Below are 20699 nucleotides of genomic sequence, written 5' to 3'. Positions count from 1 at the left end.
ATCTAATCATAATGAGGTGATTTATGATAATGTAAACTGTAACATAAAAGTTACAATTGTTCTGGGTTATGTATTTTAAGGGTAAAGCATGCACCCGCTAGCTGCTTACTGCGATTTACGCTTACACTGCCATGATGCCAATCAGCTACTTTAGCTACTATGGCAAGTCCTAGGCCATAACTTTGATCGGCTCGATTGCGATGACTCTGTTCTTGAAAAAAAGGACTAAAAACTTTGTGCCAATTTTGCTCTTCGATACCTGGACCATCATCCTCAACAGTGATTATCAGTGTTTGCTCTTTCATTGATGCTGTGAGAATAATTTTTTGTTTGGCAAAGTCACAGGCATTGCTAAGCAGATTAGTGATTGCGCGTGCTAACCAGTGTAAATCTGCATAAATATGAGAATTATCATGACAGATAAGTTGTAAATCAAGTTGTTGCTGTACTAACTTAGGCTCTAGTTGTTGTATTAGGGTGCTTAGGTAGCTGTTTAACTCAGTGTGTGAGTAGGTCAGTTGGTTGGCTTTTTGCTCAAGCGTGGCAAATGCTAAATAACTTTTCAACATTGATTCCATTTGGTCTAAATCAGCTTCCATACGATTTAAATAATGTTTTATTTTTTCTTCGCTATGACTATCTAGTGCCGCATCTAAGCCAAATCGTAGGCAGGCAATGGGGGTGCGTATATCATGAGATAAACTCGAGGCCATCAGTTTATTTTCATCGAGTAATTTTTCGATCTGGCTTGCCATGCGGTTAAAAGTAAGCTCAACATCTTTAATGTAAGTGAAATGGGATACCCGAATGCGAGCATGTAAGTCGCCACTGGCAAACTTTTTAGCTGCGTCATTAACCACGCCTAGTCGTTTAGCTAATGGTGCAATAATAAACCCCATAAACACACATAACCCAGCGTAAAACATTAAGGTAAGTAACATATCATTTTGTTGATCTTGTTCGTGGGGTTTTTCTAAACGTAATTTAAGATGAAAAGGCGCAAGCAAATCATTACTGTAGAGTAGGTAATACCCTTCTTGATCTTCTAAAATCAGTCCGCCTTCAGCATTGATCTCTTCTAGCAGTGATGGTGGCAGCGCTAAAGATTGCGTGGCTCGATAACTTAATCCCAACGAAAACTGTTGTGCAAGTAAGGCGGTGTAGTCTGCTCTTTGCATGAAGGGTTGGCTGGCAATTTGCTGGCTGAAGCCCATTAAAAGTTTACTTTGAAAGCCAAACTCATCCTGCGAGGTATGAGTTTGCTGACTAAAAGCATCAATTAACCAACCTAATATCACAATCGAGAGCAGGGCACTGGCTAATAAGGAAAGATAAAACTTTTTCATAGCGTTCGCCAGTATACCTTAGCGGCGATCACCAAGCGCTTGCGACGAGTAAATAGCCTCGCCCCCAAATTGTTTTAATTTTTTCAGGTTGCTGGGGATCATCATTAAATTTTTTACGCAGCGCAGAAATGAGCACATCGACACTGCGATCAAGGCCATCATATTCACGGCCCTTGGTTGCTTTGAATACAGCATCTCGCGACACAACTTGCCCTGCGTTACAGGCTAAATAATGCAGTAATAAGTACTCAGCGCTGGATACCCCTTGATCAATATCATTAATAAAAACATTGCGAGATTGTGTATCAATTTTTAAAGAGCCTACCTGAATAATGGTATCATCCGCTTGCGACTCCGAATTATCGTTATTGGCGCGCAGCGCCGCTTTGATCCGCGCTAGTAATGCACGCGGCCTGACCGGTTTCATTATATAATCACTGGCACCGACTTCAAGACCAATCACTTCGTCCATTTCTTCGTCTCGAGCGGTTAGCATAATAATAGGGCTTTGGTAAAATTGACGTAGTTCACGACAGACACTAATACCGTCTTGGCCGGGGAGCATAATGTCGAGTAAAATTAAGTCAGGCTTGAGCTCTTTTACATGACTGACAACTTGGTCGCCTCGCTCACAAATATGAGTTGTGTAGCCTTGCTCAGTTAAATACTCTGCCACCCACTGGGCTAAAGAGCCGTCATCTTCAACAAGTAATATTGTGCCGTAATTATCCATGCTTTATCTCGTTTTAAAAAAGCCGCCAGCGGCGTTTCTTTTGGCGATTTTGATACACCCATTGCAACTGTACTTGTGTTGATGCAATGATCTTACCGGTATCGCTGTTTATTAACTCAAATGAAATGCTTTCAACAGAATCAAAAGCATAATTTAACTTTCCGCTATTTTGTCTAAGCCAGCATTGCATAATATGCTTCGATGTTGCATCACGTAAACAGTAATTACCGATGCTAGTTTGTTGCCAGCTTAACTCAATATCAGCATAGCAGCTGCGTCCTTCTCGCAGTGCAACACAGGTATCGGGCAATGCAATTAAACTACTGTCGTGCGGTTCTTCGCCATCGGCCAATAACGGCTTTGTGTTAAGTAACAGTAATAAAATTACTGTGGTTTTAAAATACATAGCGCACGCCTACCATGGCTTTATGCTGATAATCCTGAGATACAATGGGACTGTTGGAAATTTCATTTGAAAACCAGGTTGATAGCCAGCCACCTAAAAATACCCAGTGTTGATTGAGTGGGTACTCGGCGTGGAATTCAAAAATCATACTCATTGCGGTGTCTGTTTGATAGACCGCACGAGTAGCGGTGGCTTCCTCTGTTGTAATACCAAAATAGTAATTGGTGAAATCAGCTGAGTAAGCGCTGATACCAACACCGGTGCGAAACTCCCAGTTTTGCCATGGTAAAATATGACTAAAAAAGCTATTTACAACCCAGCCATTATGAGCACTGGAAATGTCATGTAAGTATTCAAAAGAGATTTGTGAGTTTTCAAAGCGGCGGGTAAGGCGTAAGCCAGTATCAAAGTCACTTTTTCGGCTTCGTATTCCTTTAAGTTCTGACACCACTCCACTGCTATAAAAGTCGAGTCCTGTTTCATCAAACCCAGCTTGCATATTAGTGCCAAGAATATCAAGATCCCAATCATACTTATTGATGATGCTATAACCAATAATAATGCCGCCACTGAGTTGGCTATGATCAATATCTAAATAAAAGCGTTCGTAAGAAATAGCAAGATTAATATCAAGTTCTAGGCCGTCACTGTAAGAATCCATTCCAACTAGATAAGAATCTTCAACATAATAGCCCGCACCCGCGCTCCAATCCCAAGCAAAGCCTGTGGTAGGCTCTAAGGTATTATCAGCATAATAGCGATTGCTGGCATTGCTAGAGGTGCTCCATAAACCCACACTGATCAGTAATAACAGTAGTTTCTGTAGAGTGTGTTGTTTACGTTGCATCCATGATCCAAATAAATTAAGCAGTTGTTAAGTGTATTATATTGTCAAAGAGTTCCTTTGATCTGTAAAAAATTGTAGCCAGTAGTCATTCTGCAGACATGAACTTAGTGTACTTTAATTTTATCGATCAAAATACTACTCAGATAATAGTGCATCATCGGTGTTAGAGCACTCACTTCAGTGCGATTACACGGTCCTTGAAGTTTAGCTAAACTGGTCATTTTAGAAATGGTTTTATAGCTTGGTATGCTGACCTCTTGATTGGCACGGGCAAGACGTGCTTGCTCAGTATTTTGTTGATGGATAAAAGTGGCTACTTCAAGCTCATTACTGATCACTTGTTCATCACTGAAGCTGTAAATAAGTGGTTCGCGGTGGAAGCTTGCACTGTCGATTGAGGATTTTCCAAACCACACTACATCACCTGATGCACGATGGATCAGGCGCATGCTAACCTCTGCATTGATGGTTGAGCATTGTTGGATCGGATACAGTTGTGTTATTTGCGCAAATAAAGGATACGCTTTATTCGGTGGTTGTATTTGATATTCAGTATCTTCAATAAAGTTGAGCTCTAGCTGGTGTATAGCTAGGGTATAATCACTATTGCCTTGATCAACGACACGTAAGTTCATAGTCGTTAATGCATCAGTTATTTGTTTAAATAGGGTATCCGTGACACTTGCTTTATCGGCAATAACTTGCACAGTTTGGTTACGAGTAATTTTATGCGCTGGTAATTGTACTGATTTTACTTTCGGTGAAGCATGTTCGGTTTCATAGGCTACTTGATAGCTTTGGCTTTTTAATTGCGGTTTGAGTGGCATTTCTAAAGGCGCAGCAGGTGGCGGCGCAGTGACACAGGCCGTTGTAATGAAAGTAAAAAAAACTATTGATAAATAACGTATGAACACTTTAAAACCCTTTGAAAGCTCGATAATCGGAATATTGTACGTTAGTCTTAATAAAACTTCATGGTATTATAAGGCTAAGAATGTCTTAATCTAGATAAAAATAATAAAAAATGAAGCCTTTTGTGTCGTTAATCAACTCCTTTTTTTTCGTTATCACGTTAGTTTTATTTCAATCGCAGGTTCATGCCAGCAAGCAACAGTGGCAAGAATTTGTCAATGATTACACACAACATATCGAACATAAATTAAAAAGCAAAGGGATCCCAGGGGCTGCGTTGTCGATAGTTAATGGCCCTGATGATACGCATATACAAGGGTTTGGGGTAACAAAGCTAAATAAGGGCTTAGCAGTCAATGCCCATACTCGGTTTCGCTTAGCATCGGTATCTAAAACGTTTGCAGGCTCACTCAGTGCAAAGTTAGCCAATGAGGGGAAGTTTGCTTTAGACGACCCTGTCAGTAAATTTATTCCAGCCTTCGCCAATACGGATTACAAAAATAATTTAAAAGTTTTTCACTTACTCAGTCACTCCAGCGGTTTAGTACCTAATGCGTATGATAACTTGATTGAATCAAGAATGAGTTACCCTGATATAGTGCAAAAGTTGTTGAGTGTTGAACCTATCTGCCAACCAGGGCTGTGCTATGGCTATCAAAATGTGATGTTTAGCTTAATTGCTGAAGTGATCAAAAGCAGTACTAAATTGGATTACTCTCGGTGGATGAGTGAATTTATATTTTCACCATTAAATATGAATGATGCAAGCCTGGGTTATACCGCGATGGTAACAGATGATAATTATGCTCATCCCCATGTAAGAGGGCGCAAACGCTGGCATACCGCAAAATTGAAAAAAAATTATTACAAGGTACTTCCCGCAGCCGGCGTTAATGCTAGTGCCAGTGATATGGCTATTTGGTTAAAAGCGCAGTTAGGATATTACCCAACGGTATTATCCAGTGTAGTGTTAGCCAGTCAAACTCGTCCTTATACGCATACAAAAAAAGAGTTACGGCGTCGAGTGTGGAAAAAGCACCTTAGCGAGGCCTATTATGGCTTAGGCTGGCGGGTTTACGAATATGATAATGAAACCATTTACTATCATAGCGGCTGGGTGCAAGGATATCGCAGTGACCTTGTAGTAATACCGCACTTAAACATAGGTTTCAGTCTGATCCTTAACGCCGAAACCGGTATCATTAATGAATTAACAACAGAGTTTATTGATCGTGTGTTGCTATTCAAACGCTCACAACAACTAGCAATGTATAAAGAGGAAGACAAATGAACTATATTTTAGCGAGCGTAATATTACTGTTTACTGCGAATTTAACAGCAGCACCGCAAAGTATTTTTTTGTTTCGCCATAGTGAAAAATTAACAGGCAACGATCCCCATCTTACGGATGCCGGCAAGCAACGGGCGCAGCAGTTAGTGAGTCTGCTTAGTAAAGTCCAGCCAACAGCAGTTTTTAGTACGGACTATAATCGCACTATCGAGACCGCAACTCCTATTGCTGAACATTTTAATATTACAATTCAAAGCTACGACCCTCGTGACTTAGCCGCATTTAAACACACTGTTTTAGCGCAAGATGGCGTAGTGGTGATTGTAGGCCATAGTAATACCACGGCAGAATTGGCAAAATTAATAGCGCAAATAGATGTTGAAAAGATGCCTGAAACTGAATTTAACCGCTATTTTATCTTACAAAGCGAAGCGCAAGGTTATCAGTTGAGTGATATGAAGATGAATTTTTGAGCAATGTAATATATTTATTTACAATTTATTGCAGTTGCGTCGCAGATATAAAAAAACCAGCAATTGCTGGTTTTTTTATAGCGGAATAGAAAATTAATTACGTGGTAATTGGATCTTCTTTTCTTCGCTTTGGCGATAAAGCACAAGGGTGTGGCCGATTGACTGTAATTTCTCAGCACCGGTTTCACGAATAATAGCTTCAAAAATCAGTGCTTTAGTCTCACGATCATCAGTAGGTACTTTTACTTTAATAAGTTCGTGGATTTCTAGAGCGCTTTGAATTTCAACTAATACACCTTCAGTTAAACCGTTAGAACCAAGAAGTACAACTGGTTTTAGAGAGTGTGCTTGACCTTTTAAAAACTGCTTTTGTTTGTTCGATAATTTCATGTTGTTACAAATTTTGCTGAATATGGCTTGAATTAAGGGTATTCTAACGCCATCTAGAGAATATTACTAATTAGTTGCGTGTTAATTTATGACGAATAAGAAACTTTCGGCCAGTTCACAGCGATGGTTGAAGGAACATTTTGATGATCCTTATGTTCACGAGGCACAAAAGAAAGGTTGGCGCTCTCGTGCGATTTTTAAACTCGACGAGATCCAAAATAAAGATAAATTACTACGCCCAGCCATGACTGTTGTTGATTTGGGAGCTGCGCCGGGAAGCTGGTCACAGTATTTAGCAGAAAAAGTAGGCGATAAAGGGCAGGTGATCGCTTGTGATATATTACCTATGGATTCATTGGCCGGCGTTGATTTTTTGCAAGGAGATTTCCGAGAAGAAGCTGTTTTAGATGCGTTATTAAATCGCATTAATGGTAAAAATGTTGATGTGGTGCTCTCTGATATGGCACCAAACATGAGTGGTAATAGCTCCGTTGACCAAGCTGGAAGCATGTATTTAGTGGAATTAGCATTAGATATGTGTAGCCAAGTTTTAAAGAAAAATGGTGCATTTGTTGTTAAAGTATTCCAAGGTGAAGGCTTTGATGAATTCTTAAAAACAGTGCGTGATAGCTTTAAAACTGTAAAAATCCGTAAACCCGACGCCTCACGTGCGCGATCACGTGAAGTATATATAGTAGCGACAGGCTACAAACTGTAGTACAGTTGTCAGGCGTTTAGTTGAATTTAAATTAATTGGATACAAGAGGTTAACCCCTTGAGCGATATGGCGAAAAATCTAATACTCTGGCTGGTCATTGCAGTTGTGCTAATGTCAGTATTTCAGAGCTTTAATGGTGGCGATCAAACAGACCGTCAAACTAGTTACAGTCAATTTGTAAAAGATGCCCGAAGTGGCGCTATACAAGAAGTGGCAATCGAAAGTACCAGTGGCACAATTACTGGCACTAAAACCAATGGCGATCGCTTTCAAACGATCATGCCTATTTATGATAAAGACATTCTTAATGACTTATTAAAAAGTGATGTGAATGTAAAAGGTGTGAAGCCAGAAGAGCAATCATTCTTAGCGAGCATCTTAATTTCATGGTTCCCAATGTTATTACTAATTGGGGTATGGATTTTCTTCATGCGTCAAATGCAAGGCGGCGGTGGCAAAGGTGCTATGTCGTTTGGCAAGAGTAAAGCACGCTTAATGAGTGAAGACCAAATTAAAACCACCTTCGCAGATGTTGCCGGTTGTGATGAAGCTAAAGACGATCTAACAGAGCTTGTTGATTTCTTACGTGATCCATCTAAATTCCAAAAACTTGGCGGTAGTATTCCTAAAGGCGTATTAATGGTTGGTCCTCCAGGTACGGGTAAAACCTTACTTGCTAAGGCCGTTGCTGGTGAAGCAAAAGTACCATTCTTTACGATTTCAGGTTCAGACTTTGTTGAGATGTTTGTTGGTGTGGGTGCTTCGCGTGTTCGAGATATGTTTGAACAAGCGAAAAAAGCAGCGCCATGTATCATCTTTATCGATGAAATTGATGCCGTAGGCCGTAAACGTGGCGCAGGTATGGGTGGTGGTCACGATGAGCGTGAGCAAACACTTAACCAAATGCTAGTAGAGATGGATGGCTTTGAAGGCAATGAAGGTATTATCGTTATTGCCGCGACTAACCGCCCAGATGTACTTGATCCAGCATTACTTCGTCCTGGTCGTTTTGACCGTCAAGTAGTGGTTGGCTTACCTGATATCCGTGGCCGTGAACAGATCCTTAAAGTACATATGCGAAAAGTGCCATTAGGCGATAACGTAGAAGCTTCTGTTATTGCGCGTGGTACACCTGGATTTTCTGGTGCTGATTTAGCAAACTTAGTCAATGAAGCGGCTCTATATGCTGCACGTGGTAATAAACGTGTTGTTAGCATGGCTGAATTTGATGCTGCTAAAGATAAAATCATGATGGGCGCAGAGCGCAAGACCATGGTGATGAGCGAGAAAGAAAAAGAAATGACTGCGTATCATGAAGCCGGACATGCAATTGTTGGCCGCATCGTACCAGAGCACGATCCTGTTTATAAAGTATCGATTATTCCACGTGGCCGTGCCCTTGGTGTAACGATGTATTTACCAGAGCAAGACCGTGTTAGTCACTCTAAAGAGCTATTGGAATCTATGATTTCAAGCTTATATGGTGGCCGAATTGCTGAAGCACTGATTTATGGTGAAGATAAAGTAACTACCGGTGCTAGTAACGATATTGAACGTGCTACTGACATTGCGCGCAAAATGGTTACACAGTGGGGCCTAAGTGAAAAATTAGGGCCATTACTATACGCTGAAGATCAAAATGAGATGTACATGGGTGGCGGCGGTGGTCGTGCCATGAGCATGTCGGATGAAACGGCAAAAGTAATTGATGCTGAAGTTCGTTTGTTCTCAGATCGCAACTATCAACGCGCTGAGCAAATCTTGAAAGATCATATTGATATTCTGCATTCAATGAAAGATGCATTAATGAAATATGAAACGATTGATGCTAAGCAAATTGATGATCTAATGGCACGTCAGCCTGTACGTGAACCACGTGATGCGCATGACCGCCGTGATACTGCTGATAAAAAACCAGCAGTTGAAGAGAGCAAAGCAGAGCCAGTTGCTGAAAAAGACGACAAGCCAGCTCAAAAAGATGAAACAAATCTTGATGATAAAGCTGAATAACAGTTAAAATAGCTAAACGAAAAGCCCCGATTGTCGGGGCTTTTTTGTAACTGGTTAAATAAAGTATATATATCAATGCAATGGATGTATTGAAGGTGATAGATGACCACAGTTAAGTTACCTAGAGGTCGCAGTTTACACCTCGACACCCCAGTTATAATGGGGATCTTGAATGTCACTCCTGACTCTTTTTCAGATGGTGGGCGCTACTATCAAACAGACAGCGCTGTCATACAAGCTCAAAAGTTACTCGCAGATGGTGCTACCATATTAGATATTGGTGGCGAATCAACACGTCCTGGTGCGCCTGATGTTAGCCTTGAGGATGAATTAGCCAGAGTAATACCCGCAATCGAGGCAATTCGTGCCCACAGTGATAGCGCCGTTAATGATTGCATCATTTCGATTGATACCAGTAAAAGTGAAGTAATGCGTCAAGCTATTCTAGCTGGTGCTGATATTGTTAATGATGTGCGTGCTTTACAAGAGCCAAACGCACTGGCAACAGTTGCTCAGTATCCAGACGTTGCGGTGTGTTTAATGCACATGCAAGGCCAACCTCGAAGTATGCAAAACTCTCCACATTACGATGATTTATTCAGTGATATAAATGATTTTTTTGTACAGCGGATCAATGCCTGTGAAACAGCGGGTATTCAGCGCCAGCAAATTATTTTAGACCCCGGGTTTGGCTTTGGTAAAACCCTCAGTCACAACTACCAATTACTGGCGCGGTTTAATGAATTTAACCACTTTGGTTTACCTGTTTTAGCAGGACTATCGCGCAAATCAATGATTGGCAACTTATTAAATAGACAAACAAACGAGCGCCTTGCTGGCAGTTTAGCAGGGGCATTAATTGCAGCGCAAAATGGCGCAAAAATTATTCGTGTACATGATGTAAAAGAAACCGCAGATGTGCTTGGCGTGTGGCAAGCTTGCGAACAAGGAATTTAAAAATGAAAGAAAGAAAGTATTTTGGCACCGATGGTGTACGTGGCATGGTAGGTGAATACCCAATTACACCAGAATTTGCACTTAAATTAGGTTGGGCTGCAGGCAAGGTACTATCAAAAAATGGCACTAAGAAAGTCATTATTGGTAAAGATACTCGCATTTCTGGTTATATGTTAGAGACATCACTTGAAGCGGGTTTGATCGCCGCAGGTATCGATGTGGTATTACTTGGCCCGATGCCGACGCCAGCCGTTGCATATTTAACGCAAACATTTCGTGCTGAAGCTGGAATTGTGATCAGTGCATCTCATAACCCATATCATGACAACGGCATTAAGTTTTTTTGTGGCCGAGGTTTGAAGTTAGCTGATGAAGTTGAGCTACAAATTGAAGCAATGCTTGATGAACCAATGACCTGTGTAGCATCTGATAAGCTAGGTAAAGCCCGCCGTTTAGAAAGCGCTGATGGCCGTTATATTGAGTTTTGTAAAAGCCAATTCCCACAAGGCCTGTCGTTAGAAGGTTTAAAGATTGTATTAGATTGTGCCAATGGTGCAACTTATCATATCGCACCATCAGTAATGCGTGAATTAGGCGCGCAGATAATTAGCCATGCTTGCGAGCCAAATGGTGTAAACATCAACCTAGAATGCGGTGCGACCCATGTTGATGCATTAAAACGCAAAGTATTAGAACATAATGCTGATGTCGGCATTGCCTATGATGGTGATGGCGACCGTGTAATGATGGTTGATCACAATGGCCGTGTCTTTGATGGTGATGATATTGTTTATATTATTGCCTGCCAAGCTGCCAATGATGACATGTTAGGCGGTGGTGTTGTTGGCACGGTAATGTCTAATATGGGTCTTGAAAACGCGCTTAAAGCGAAAGGTATTGAGTTTGCTCGCAGTAAAGTGGGTGACCGTTATGTAATGGAATTACTACAAGAAAAAGGCTGGAAAATCGGCGGTGAAAGCTCAGGGCATGTATTGAATCTGGATTTGATCAGCACCGGTGATGGCATCATTTCAAGCCTACAAGTTTTGGCTGCTATGGTGGCGCAAAATCGTACGCTAAAAGATCTTGGCGCAGGGTTTGTTAAATACCCGATGAAGATGATTAATGTGCGCTATAAAGCGGGCACAGATCCAACACTTGCACCAGAGGTTATTGCTGCGGTTGCTGATGTTGAAAAACAACTTGCTGGTAAAGGCCGTGTGTTATTACGTAAATCTGGCACTGAGCCGGTTGTTCGCGTGATGGTAGAAGCCGAAGAAGAGAAAATAGTCCTTGATAGTGCACAAAAAATTGCTGCAGTTGTCGAATCTATGAGCAAACAAACTGATTAAGAACAATAACCTCTTGTAACTTTGGGCGAGTCGAGTTACTATCTCGCCCGCTTTCTAATGTGGAGTGGAAAAATGGCAATACGCAAGCCAATGGTCGCAGGCAATTGGAAAATGAACGGCTCGAAAGAGTTAGTACAGCAATTATCTGACGCTATCAACAACGTAAAATCAGATCAGATAGACGTTGTGGTATTTCCACCTTACCCATTGTTACCTATGCTAACAGCAACAGGTGTAACAACTGGGGCACAAACGGTTTCTGAAAATGAACCGGGTGCATTTACTGGTGAAGTTGATGCGCAATTAATTAAAGATATAGGTTGCCAATATACCTTAGTTGGTCACTCTGAACGTCGTAGTATCTACGGCGAAAGTAATGACACTGTTGCAGCTAAGTTTGCTCGTGCACAACAAGTGGGTTTAACACCTATCTTATGTGTTGGTGAAAGTGAACAGCAACGCGAACAAGGTCAAACTGAATTAGTCGTTGCTGCACAAATTGATGCAGTAATTGATAAATTAGGTCTAGCAGCACTGAAAGATTCTGTGATAGCATACGAGCCCGTTTGGGCCATTGGCACAGGTAAGACTGCATCGCCTGAACAAGCACAACATGTGCACAAATTTATCCGTGATAAAATTGCTGCTAACAGTAGTGATTTAGCACAAGGGCTGACCATTCTTTATGGTGGCAGCGTAAATGAAAAAAATAGCGAATTATTATTTGCACAACCAGATATAGACGGCGGCCTGATTGGTGGCGCTAGTCTAAAAGCAGAGTTATTTACTGCAATCTGCGAAAGTGCAAAAGGGACCGTATAAGATGTACGAAATTTTATTAGTAGTTTATTTAGTTGTTGCTTTAGCGCTTGTTGGTATGGTTTTAATTCAACAAGGTAAAGGCGCAGACATGGGTTCATCATTTGGTGCTGGTGCCTCTGCAACCGTTTTCGGTTCGTCAGGTGCAGGTAACTTTATGACAAAAACAACTACAATCTTAGCCAGTGTTTTCTTTGTGCTAAGTATTGTACTAGGTAACTTAACTGCAGGTCAGATAAAAAAGACTGATGAGTGGGAAAACCTAGAAGCAGCACCAGCAGTTGAAACAATTGCTCCTGCAGCTGATGATGTTCCAGTAACATCAACGAAAGAGAAATCTGACGTACCAAATTAATACTTATTAAAAGTATCGTTAAACGATTTATCATCCTCAAATAAATCATATGTTTAACACCTAAAGCGAAAGCTTTAACAATGCGGTTGTGGTGGAATTGGTAGACACGCTACCTTGAGGGGGTAGTGCTTTCGGGCGTGGGGGTTCAAGTCCCCCCAACCGCACCATCTTATAAAAACCAGTAACAGCGATGTTACTGGTTTTTTGCTTTTTGTGGTCTGCAATTAGCACAGACTCTCACCTCGATTAGCTCCTCCTGTTTATTATACCAATCGTGTTAAGTTACTGACCATTTATAGCGACAGATAAATACAGTGATAACAAGGCGTAAATTTTGACATGTAGTTGTTCTACTTGAAAAAATTATAACGCAGTTAGCGCTTTATTTAGCGCGCTAGAATGATTAAATATTTAAGTCGATTGGTATTAAAATTAGCATCACTTCAAGTATAGCGCTGTAGCGCACAGACGAAAAACGACGGTTAGTCCAAGTTATCAATACCTATTACGTTCTTTGATATATGGATTTATCCATTGGAGGCCTGAGTGACTACAACGTGCACCTTACCAGTTTGTAAGCAATCATTTATTAAACTATTTACCTAGACTCGAATACCAATGGTTTGTTGAAAATTGCACGCCAGTAGAGCTGTTGTTTGGCGAAACACTCAATATTGCTGATAAAGCGATATTGAGTGTTTATTTTCCAGTGATGGGGTGGAGAGTTTTGGTCTGATGGTTATTTTGCAAATACGGTAGGAAAACATGGTGACGGATCAATGATAAGAAAGTATGTGAAAAACTAAGGAAATAATTATGACCAACTCCATTTGGATCATCAGTTAGCTATGTTCTAACCAAATACCCCGCTCACGAAGTGAGTACTGCGTTAGCAGAAGGGCTTGCCCGGGGATGTTTATTAAATTGTTAGTCAGTCCATAGTTATAATAGTAGGGGCTACCTCAGTAAACTATAGGCCGCAGGTAAACTAGTTATTACTTTCTTTGTTATGTTCTTCACGTACAGCTTGTAATTCGTCAACGAGCTGTTGGGCTTTTTGCTTGGTTTTTTCAGTTAACTCACCTGCTGCTTCTTTACTTTCAATCCAGGCATCTAAAGCCACTTCTTTGCCATCATCATACATATCAAGGCCAAGTTTTTTACTTTCTTGCAGTAGCTCATCAAGTGATTCACCTTTAAATTGATTGCTGGTTTCTTTTACTTCATCCCATGCATCATTAAGTGCTTTTTTAACCTCAGCTTTTGCTTCAGCCGCTTCTTTTTTTGCTTCGCTGGCGTCTTCGCAACCGGTTAGTGCTACACAGCCTAATAAAACTAAACTTGCTAATTTGTTCATATTTGTTCCTTTGTATAATAATTATGTCCCGAGGAATATTTCCTCTGGTACAGTATTGATGGCAATCTTAAAACAAGCAATATACAGGCTAGAAAATGAATATACCTCGAACAGCACGACTTAATTTTAAATTAATGGATGAAAATGACAGTGCGCTACTGTTTGAACTCGATAACGACCCACAGGTTATGGAGTACCTTACTCGTGGCAAGACGACGACTATGAGCACCATCAAAGACGTTTTTATTCCGCGCATGCAAGCCTACCGCAATCCACAACAGGGCTGGGGGCTTTGGCAAGTTAACCTTAATGATAATGACAGCTTTATTGGTTGGATATTAATTCGGCCAATGGGGTTTTTTACTGCAGAGCCGGATTTTAGTGATATTGAAATTGGCTGGCGTTTTAAACGCACAAGTTGGGGTAAAGGTTACGCCAGTGAAGCCGCGCAAGCCGTTGCCGATGTGATCACCGCCAATGCTGAGATCAAGGCACTTAGCGCCACTGCACTAAAAGACAATAACGGCTCGATTAAAGTGATGGAAAAGCTGGGTCTGCAGTTTATTGAACACTATACCTATAGCGACGAGTTCGGCGAGTTACCAGCCGTGTTATATCGAAAATTTGTGTAAAGTTATTCATTGTAGTTTGACCCTTGTTAACTGAATGTGTATTAATGGGGTTAATAAAATAATCAAAAAATAAAATCAACAAGGAATTAAATATGTTTGCAGGTGTAAAACATTTACTGATTTTTAGTGTCGTTGTAATGCAGTTACACATAACTGCATTGGCAGCTAGTGGAAAAACAGCCCAAGCGGCAGTGGCTATGCCCGATAGTTACAGTAGTGACGTAGCAAGAGCCATTTTGGAGCAGGGCGGTAACGCGGTTGATGCAGCCATTGCTGCGCAGTTTGTATTAGCCGTTACTTTGCCTGAAGCGGGAAACATTGGCGGTGGTGGTTTTATGCTGATCCAAAAAGACGGGCAAGGCGACTTTATAGATTACCGCGAAACAGCTCCAATTGCCGCCCATCGCGATATGTATTTGGATGACAAAGGTAATGTGGTTGCAAATAAATCGATATACGGCATTCACGCCAGTGGGGTACCCGGTAGTGTGGCGGGTATGTGGCTTGCTCATCAAAAACACGGCACACTAGATTGGAAAATCCTTGTTGAGCCTGCAGTAAAGTTAGCCGAACAGGGTTTTATTGTTCACCCGAAATTAGCCAGCAGTATTGAGCGCTACATTGCCCGCATGGCTAAAAAAGACGTAACAATTAACTTTGCTGATTATTTTGCCAGCGCTAAAGCGAATCAAAACTTTAAGCAACCTGAGCTTGCAGCCACGTTAAAACGTATTCGCGAGCAAGGTAAGGCAGGATTTTATGAAGGCGAAACTGCTAAAATCATTGCCGATTTTATGGCTGAACATGGCGGGATCATTACGCAAGCGGATTTAAAATCCTATCAAGCAAAATCACGTACACCAATGAAAGCAGCTTGGAACGGTTACCAAGTACTTACATCACCACCACCAAGCTCCGGCGGTATTGCAATAATACAATGGTTAAAAATGTACGAGCTGACTAAACCCAAAGCAGGGCTTGAGCATAACTCCACAGCATATATTCATTTATTAGCAGAAACTGGCAAACGCGTATTTGCTGATAGAGCAGAGTACTTAGGTGATCCAGACTTTTTTGATGTGCCAAAGAGCGAATTAATCGCCATGGATTATCTTAAAAAGCGCAGTAGCAGCATCACACTCGATAAAATATCGACGACTGAAAACATTAAACCAGGGTTATATGAAAGCGAACAAACCACGCATTTTTCTATAGTTGATAAATGGGGTAATGCAGTATCGAATACCACCACCATTAATTTAGGTTATGGCAGTGGTGTAGTCGTTGCTGGCGCGGGCTTTTTGCTTAACGATGAAATGGATGACTTTAGTGCCAAACCAGGGGTGATGAATGTATTTGGCGCGCTCGGTGGTAAAGCCAATGAAATCCAGCCGCATAAGCGTATGCTTAGTTCAATGACGCCAACTATCTTACTCAAAGACAATAAAGTTAAAATGGTTACCGGCTCACCTGGCGGCACCACCATAATAAGCTCGGTGTACGAATCTATTTTAAACGCGGTTGAATTTAATATGAGCGCCGATGAAGTGGTAAATAGCCCGCGTTTTCATCATCAACTTTGGCCTAAAAATGTCATACGTCATCATGCAGGGTTAGATGCAAGCGTTGTTAAAGCACTAGAGAAAATGGGCTACACCTTAGACGAGCGCCATTTTGGTGATATGCATGTGATCATCGAACGTGATGGCAAACTAGATGCCGGCTCAGAAGCGTCAGGGCGGGGTAAGGCGATGGTGTTTTGATCGCAGCTTTAAGCGGTAAGTCATAAGTTGTAAGATTGCTTGGTGATAAATTAAGCGATTGTAGTTGGGGTGAGGGTAACGAAACCCAATTACAAAAAGGTTTTAGGAGCTAGGTAACTAGGTGTTAGGGGAGTGACTCGTAGGCGCGAGTTTACCTCGCGCAGTACGCAGTTTAATGAAATTGGCTGTCAGTGAGCGACTTGCCGTAGCATGTGGTATCACCAGCACCAAAAGTAGGCGCTTGGCAGCGAAGGCCCTTGTCGAAGCTCAAAAACAAAAGTAATTAATATTGCGCTAGGCAATGACTATTTAGCTTCACAAGGTTTAGCGTCATTGAGATCTTTGGATCAATATTCATTACGGGAGATGAACCGCCCATAGCACTTCCTGTTAATAAAAGTGCATGATGGGTGGTGTGGGGGCTGGAGGTTAGAGACCTCCGGCTACCCGATTATTTTTTATGGCACTGCAAAGTTTACTGCGTGGACATTGGTTAAATTAATTTGTTGTTTTGCATGCCACAGATCGTAGTTATCTTGCATTGCTAACCAACTCTCAGGAGTTCTGCCAATGGCTTTAGATAAGCGAAGTGCCATTTCTGGTGAGATTGCACTTTGACCTTTTAGAACTCTATTTAATGTAGACGATGCTACATCTAGTTGTTTAGCTAAATAACGGCAACTAAAGCCTGCAGGCTCTAGGTAAACGTCATAGATAAACTCTCCTGGGTGTGGTGGATTATGCATAGTCATTAGTGATAGTCCTCATAATTGAGAATGTATGCATTACCATCGATAAACTCAAAAGTAATGCGCCAGTTACCATTTACAGTAATAGACCAAATCCCGTCACGATCCCCTTTGAGAGGGGGCAATTTAAAACCGGGTAAATTGATATCATCAATTTCTTGTGCGGTATCTATTGCTGCAAGTTGCATGCGCAATTTGCGTTGATGTTTGGCCTGAATTCCAGCAACACTTCCTGTTTGGAAGTATTTCTTGAGGCCTTTATGTTTGAAAGATTTAATCATGGCACAAGTATAGCGCGATGCGCATCACTCTTCGATAAAAATATCGCCCAATTAAGCGGATGAAAACAGTGGGCTAAAATGTGGAACGAAGCGAAACTAACTGTTTTTTGTTCTTGTTTAACAGCTTGTTATACGTTTTATACAAATCGTGCAAGCATTCATTTTCTATGTCGTTAAGCAGTGTGTCACCGTGCGTTAACTTTAGGTTGTTAGAGTCACCTGTATCAAAAATTGACCTGACACCATCGAGTACACAAAGGAAACCAAAAACAGATTCATTTACAGCATCAGATATAATACTTTTTACCATATCTTTATCCGAGTCACTTAAGGAATTAAACCAAGCCTCCTGAAACGTATAACGAGCTTGTAGAATAACCCGTTTTTAATTTATTTTTATTGATGCATTAACCATAGCCGAGTTCCTATTCTGATTCAATCGACAACTGACTTTTACGTAAAATATAAAAAGAGCATTTGCTGTTGCTTTAATGGGCGTTTTGGAATGTATGACAGGTGTTTAAGTGGCTTATTTGATGAGGTAGCAGCTTACCTTTATTAATGCATCGTGTTTTACGCATGCTAATATTAGCCTTTAAGATAATCCTCATTTACTTCTCATTCTCTGCTCTTTGTGCAAAAAATCTTTTATTGAATTATTCATAAAGAGGTTCAGAGACGCTGCGCATTAGAGTAATAGATTAGCTTCATCTACTCGATGCCTCGTAAAACATAACGCTTTGCCAATGGGCAAATGCGAACGTTGTTGGACGAAGCCCAGTGAGTATTTGTCCCAGCCGCGTTGTTTGCGGCGATTTTGGGCAACTTGTTAAGCCTCATTTTCTAACAAGTTCCTTAATGCTTTTTACAACCAAATCACGGTCTGCGATGTGCAGATGATGCTTTTCTGATTCCGAATAGATAATTCGGCTATTTGTAGATAAACTTTTAAAGTAACTCTCTGCATTTGCATATAGGGAGTCCATTGACTTCGCGATTTCCTCGGGAACAAAAGGAGGGTCATAACGCTCTTCGGTCTGTTTTGAACGTAAAATTATAATTGGCTTATCACCGAATTTAGCTGCTTCAGATAGAATTTTGTAGCTTTTCATATGATCTACGTTTTCAGGAACTCTTTCAAACATTGGATCATGAACACTTTGCTCAAAATTATAAAAACGCTCCAATTTTTCATTGTTTGTTTTAAAGTTTTCAGGCCACCTTGTACCCATAGTGTAAAAGTAGCCTAAAGGAGGTGGATCAATCAGCACAGCCCCCATAACCTCTTGTGGATATAGGTTATTGAATGCCGTAATGATATAAGATGCATATGAGCCACCAGTAAAGTAATACGGCATTTTAACACCGGCTACTTGAAGCAGTTTTTTTAGCCTTTTAGCCATATCATCGACGGTGAAAGGCACGGGACCTTTTTCACTTTTTCCAAGACCTGATCGATCATATAAACAAATACTGAAATCATTTTTCAATTGTTTAATATTCTCCAACCAAACCCCATCAGAACCAGAACGACCGAAGCCTTGCTCAACTATTAATTGAGGCTTGTCATTTTCGTAGCACTCAAGATACAACTTAAACCCACCAACATCATATAGTCCTGACGTTGTTGGTTGTAACTCTTGCTCTGTACCTGGTGCACCAAAGCTAATAAAAATTGAGAATAACCATATAATTGATTTCATTTAGACTCCATTCCCTCGATGAGGCATAACTTCGGCATGACACGATTGTGTACGCCCGACATGGGCATTGACTTATGAGGTGAAAGTCCTCTGTAGGAAGATCACCGTTTAAATAACACGCTATTATTAAACGATAGACACTCGCGAATGGCAAGGGCTAAATCGCGAGAGATAGTCTGGAGGAAGCAGCTAGCATTCTTTATGATAAATAAATGTGAGCTGATGAGAAAAAACATCATATGAGGCGTAGGCTGGAGACGAGCTAGCACAAGATAGCGAAGTCATGCGATCTAACGGCCACCGTAAATGATGCAGTTGTGCAGAGAAAGTCGATGCACCTGTTCTTTATAGGTAAAAAAGGGGGAGATCTGATAAACACGCATTCGCGCTAACGCTTGGAGGAGGGTCAGTGAACGACTCGCCATAGCCTGTGGAATTACCAGTACCAAAAGTAGGCGCTTGGAAGCGAAGGCCCTTGTCGAAGCTCAAAACAAAAGGAATTAACATTGCGCTAGGTAATGACTATTTAGCGTCACAAGGTTTAGTGTCATTGAGAGATATTTGGATCAATATTGATAACGGGAGATGAACCGCCCATAGAAGGATGCTAAGAAGACACCCATCTTATGATTTGCAATGTATCAGTTACGTACTAATTTTATTATTAGCACAATAAATGAGCAGGTTGTCACATGGCTATTGCGAGAAAGCGTCAGATAAGTTTGGCTGATACAAAGTACTATCATTGTATTTCTAGGTGCGTACGTCGAGCCTATCTATGCGGCGAAGATCGTTTTACTGGCCAATCATATGAGCATCGCAGGTGTTGGGTTGAAGAGAAGCTATTGGCTCTTTCTAACGTGTTTTGTATTGATGTTTGCGCATATGCAGTGATGAGTAATCATACGCACTTAGTGTTGTATGTTGATGATAAAAAAGCGAAACGACTGAACGATAAAGCCATTATTATCCGTTGGCATAAATTATGTAAAGGCACCATGCTGACAAATAAATATGTTCAAGGGGGCAAGCTAACGAAAGCAGAATGCTTCTTTTTAAATGAGACCGTCGATGAGTACCGTGAGCGTTTATCAAGTATTAGCTGGTTTATGCGATTATTAAATGAAGATATAGCTCGCAGGGCGAATAAAGAAGATGGATGTACAGGGCGATTTTGGGAAGGCCGTTTCAAATCACAAGCACTGTTAGATGAAGCCGCATTGGCTGCATGTATGGCGTATGTTGATTTAAACCCAATCAGAGCGAAGATAGCTCACACACCAGAAACATCGGATTACACGAGCGTACAAAAACGGATTGAAAGTGCAACCGACGGTAAACAACCAATACAATTACTACGCTTTGCAGGTATGCCAAGGCAGCACATGGCAAAGGGCTTACCATTTGAGTTAAAATCTTATTTAGAACTTGTAGAGTTAACAGGTCGTTGTATACGAGAAGATAAGCGCGGTTATATAGATAATACTCATTCACGGTTATTGGAGCGGGTAAATATCTCAGCAGATAATTGGTTAAAACTCACGAGCCACTTTACACGGGTGTTTCATGGCGCAGTCGGGAGGCCAACATCGCAGGAAGGATACT

At 41.1% G+C, this 20699-nt stretch carries 21 protein-coding genes, 1 tRNA gene and 1 pseudogene; 13 read left to right on the top strand and 10 right to left on the bottom strand.

All coding sequences use genetic code 11. The annotated features are described in order from the left end of the window. Nucleotides 1–50: 50 nt before the first annotated feature. The 5 genes from FW757_RS16565 to FW757_RS16545 form a co-directional block, all read right to left on the bottom strand. Nucleotides 51–1346: a sensor histidine kinase gene (locus FW757_RS16565; RefSeq protein WP_182719333.1), complete on the bottom strand. Its 1296-nt coding sequence runs from the start codon at nucleotides 1344–1346 to the stop codon at nucleotides 51–53. 28 nt (nucleotides 1347–1374) lie between these two features. Beyond that, nucleotides 1375–2079: a response regulator transcription factor gene (locus FW757_RS16560; protein ID WP_182831387.1), complete on the bottom strand. Its 705-nt coding sequence runs from the start codon at nucleotides 2077–2079 to the stop codon at nucleotides 1375–1377. Between the two features lie 13 nt (nucleotides 2080–2092). Next, nucleotides 2093–2485 carry a DUF3019 domain-containing protein gene (locus FW757_RS16555; RefSeq protein WP_149981434.1) on the bottom strand — a complete coding sequence of 131 codons (393 nt, stop codon included), beginning with the start codon at nucleotides 2483–2485 and terminating at the stop codon, nucleotides 2093–2095. Further along, nucleotides 2475–3332, bottom strand: coding sequence for a MipA/OmpV family protein (locus tag FW757_RS16550; protein ID WP_404699367.1), 858 nt, complete (start codon nucleotides 3330–3332; stop codon nucleotides 2475–2477). The genes FW757_RS16555 and FW757_RS16550 overlap by 11 nt, the downstream gene beginning before the upstream one ends. A gap of 104 nt (nucleotides 3333–3436) precedes the next feature. Then, entirely contained in the window at nucleotides 3437–4240 is an 804-nt protein-coding gene (locus FW757_RS16545; RefSeq protein ID WP_182719340.1) for a hypothetical protein, read from the bottom strand. A 116-nt stretch (nucleotides 4241–4356) separates the two neighbouring features. Here FW757_RS16545 and FW757_RS16540 point away from each other — a divergent pair, with 116 nt between their 5' ends. Together FW757_RS16540 and FW757_RS16535 are read left to right on the top strand one after the other, a co-directional pair. Beyond that, on the top strand, nucleotides 4357–5535 hold the full coding sequence (locus FW757_RS16540; RefSeq protein WP_446441451.1) for a serine hydrolase domain-containing protein: 1179 nt from the start codon (nucleotides 4357–4359) through the stop codon (nucleotides 5533–5535). Next, nucleotides 5532–6008 carry a SixA phosphatase family protein gene (locus tag FW757_RS16535; RefSeq protein WP_182719336.1) on the top strand — a complete coding sequence of 159 codons (477 nt, stop codon included), beginning with the start codon at nucleotides 5532–5534 and terminating at the stop codon, nucleotides 6006–6008. The genes FW757_RS16540 and FW757_RS16535 overlap by 4 nt, the downstream gene beginning before the upstream one ends. 93 nt (nucleotides 6009–6101) lie before the next feature. Here the strand turns inward: FW757_RS16535 and yhbY are convergent, their stop codons facing one another. Further along, nucleotides 6102–6398 carry a ribosome assembly RNA-binding protein YhbY gene (gene yhbY / locus FW757_RS16530; RefSeq protein ID WP_016707974.1) on the bottom strand — a complete coding sequence of 99 codons (297 nt, stop codon included), beginning with the start codon at nucleotides 6396–6398 and terminating at the stop codon, nucleotides 6102–6104. An 88-nt stretch (nucleotides 6399–6486) separates the two neighbouring features. Between yhbY and rlmE the strand changes: the two genes are divergently transcribed. The 8 genes and pseudogenes from rlmE to FW757_RS16490 form a co-directional block, all read left to right on the top strand. Next, nucleotides 6487–7116 (top strand): 23S rRNA (uridine(2552)-2'-O)-methyltransferase RlmE, encoded by a 630-nt coding sequence (gene rlmE / locus FW757_RS16525; protein WP_145239201.1) that lies wholly within the window; start codon nucleotides 6487–6489, stop codon nucleotides 7114–7116. A 66-nt stretch (nucleotides 7117–7182) separates the two neighbouring features. Beyond that, the gene (gene ftsH / locus FW757_RS16520) at nucleotides 7183–9126 is read left to right on the top strand and encodes an ATP-dependent zinc metalloprotease FtsH (protein ID WP_145239198.1); all 1944 of its coding nucleotides are present in this window, start codon (nucleotides 7183–7185) and stop codon (nucleotides 9124–9126) included. Nucleotides 9127–9228: 102 nt separating this feature from the next. Beyond that, nucleotides 9229–10083, top strand: a complete 855-nt coding sequence (gene folP, locus FW757_RS16515) for a dihydropteroate synthase (protein WP_182761081.1) — start codon at nucleotides 9229–9231, stop codon at nucleotides 10081–10083. A 2-nt stretch (nucleotides 10084–10085) separates the two neighbouring features. Beyond that, nucleotides 10086–11435, top strand: coding sequence for a phosphoglucosamine mutase (gene glmM / locus FW757_RS16510; protein WP_145239192.1), 1350 nt, complete (start codon nucleotides 10086–10088; stop codon nucleotides 11433–11435). A gap of 72 nt (nucleotides 11436–11507) precedes the next feature. Continuing rightward, nucleotides 11508–12257 (top strand): triose-phosphate isomerase, encoded by a 750-nt coding sequence (tpiA, locus tag FW757_RS16505; RefSeq protein WP_182719338.1) that lies wholly within the window; start codon nucleotides 11508–11510, stop codon nucleotides 12255–12257. Between the two features lies 1 nt (nucleotide 12258). Further along, nucleotides 12259–12609, top strand: a complete 351-nt coding sequence (gene secG, locus FW757_RS16500) for a preprotein translocase subunit SecG (protein WP_169019853.1) — start codon at nucleotides 12259–12261, stop codon at nucleotides 12607–12609. Nucleotides 12610–12691: 82 nt separating this feature from the next. Further along, nucleotides 12692–12776 (top strand) — tRNA-Leu (locus tag FW757_RS16495). Nucleotides 12777–13322: 546 nt separating this feature from the next. Continuing rightward, nucleotides 13323–13415: pseudogene (locus FW757_RS16490) on the top strand (transposase); the annotation flags it as partial. A gap of 182 nt (nucleotides 13416–13597) precedes the next feature. Here FW757_RS16490 and FW757_RS16485 read toward each other — a convergent pair. Next, complete coding sequence (locus FW757_RS16485) at nucleotides 13598–13966, bottom strand: hypothetical protein (protein WP_446441450.1); 369 nt, start codon at nucleotides 13964–13966, stop codon at nucleotides 13598–13600. Between the two features lie 95 nt (nucleotides 13967–14061). Between FW757_RS16485 and FW757_RS16480 the strand changes: the two genes are divergently transcribed. Both FW757_RS16480 and ggt read left to right on the top strand, forming a co-directional pair. After that, a complete protein-coding gene (locus tag FW757_RS16480; RefSeq protein ID WP_446441449.1) occupies nucleotides 14062–14598 on the top strand; it encodes a GNAT family N-acetyltransferase in 537 nt (178 codons plus the stop codon). Nucleotides 14599–14690: 92 nt separating this feature from the next. Further along, complete coding sequence (ggt, locus tag FW757_RS16475) at nucleotides 14691–16361, top strand: gamma-glutamyltransferase (RefSeq protein ID WP_446441448.1); 1671 nt, start codon at nucleotides 14691–14693, stop codon at nucleotides 16359–16361. A gap of 458 nt (nucleotides 16362–16819) precedes the next feature. On the opposite strand, the gene FW757_RS16470 is transcribed toward ggt, so the two are convergent. The 3 genes from FW757_RS16470 to FW757_RS16460 all read right to left on the bottom strand — a co-directional run bounded on the left by FW757_RS16470 (nucleotide 16820) and on the right by FW757_RS16460 (nucleotide 19094). Beyond that, nucleotides 16820–17113, bottom strand: a complete 294-nt coding sequence (locus FW757_RS16470) for a HigA family addiction module antitoxin (protein ID WP_182719628.1) — start codon at nucleotides 17111–17113, stop codon at nucleotides 16820–16822. Continuing rightward, nucleotides 17113–17391 carry a type II toxin-antitoxin system RelE/ParE family toxin gene (locus FW757_RS16465; RefSeq protein WP_182740827.1) on the bottom strand — a complete coding sequence of 93 codons (279 nt, stop codon included), beginning with the start codon at nucleotides 17389–17391 and terminating at the stop codon, nucleotides 17113–17115. The genes FW757_RS16470 and FW757_RS16465 overlap by 1 nt, the downstream gene beginning before the upstream one ends. A gap of 836 nt (nucleotides 17392–18227) precedes the next feature. Then, nucleotides 18228–19094, bottom strand: a complete 867-nt coding sequence (locus FW757_RS16460; protein ID WP_182719627.1) for an alpha/beta fold hydrolase — start codon at nucleotides 19092–19094, stop codon at nucleotides 18228–18230. A gap of 692 nt (nucleotides 19095–19786) precedes the next feature. Here FW757_RS16460 and FW757_RS16455 point away from each other — a divergent pair. Beyond that, nucleotides 19787–20699: transposase (locus tag FW757_RS16455; protein ID WP_446441447.1), on the top strand; the 913-nt coding region annotated here is incomplete at its 3' end.

The sequence above is a fragment of the Pseudoalteromonas sp. 1181_04 genome, from assembly GCF_052850545.1.
The sequence above is the reverse complement of the archived record's forward strand: the minus strand, read 5'-3'. Positions and strand labels throughout refer to the sequence as shown.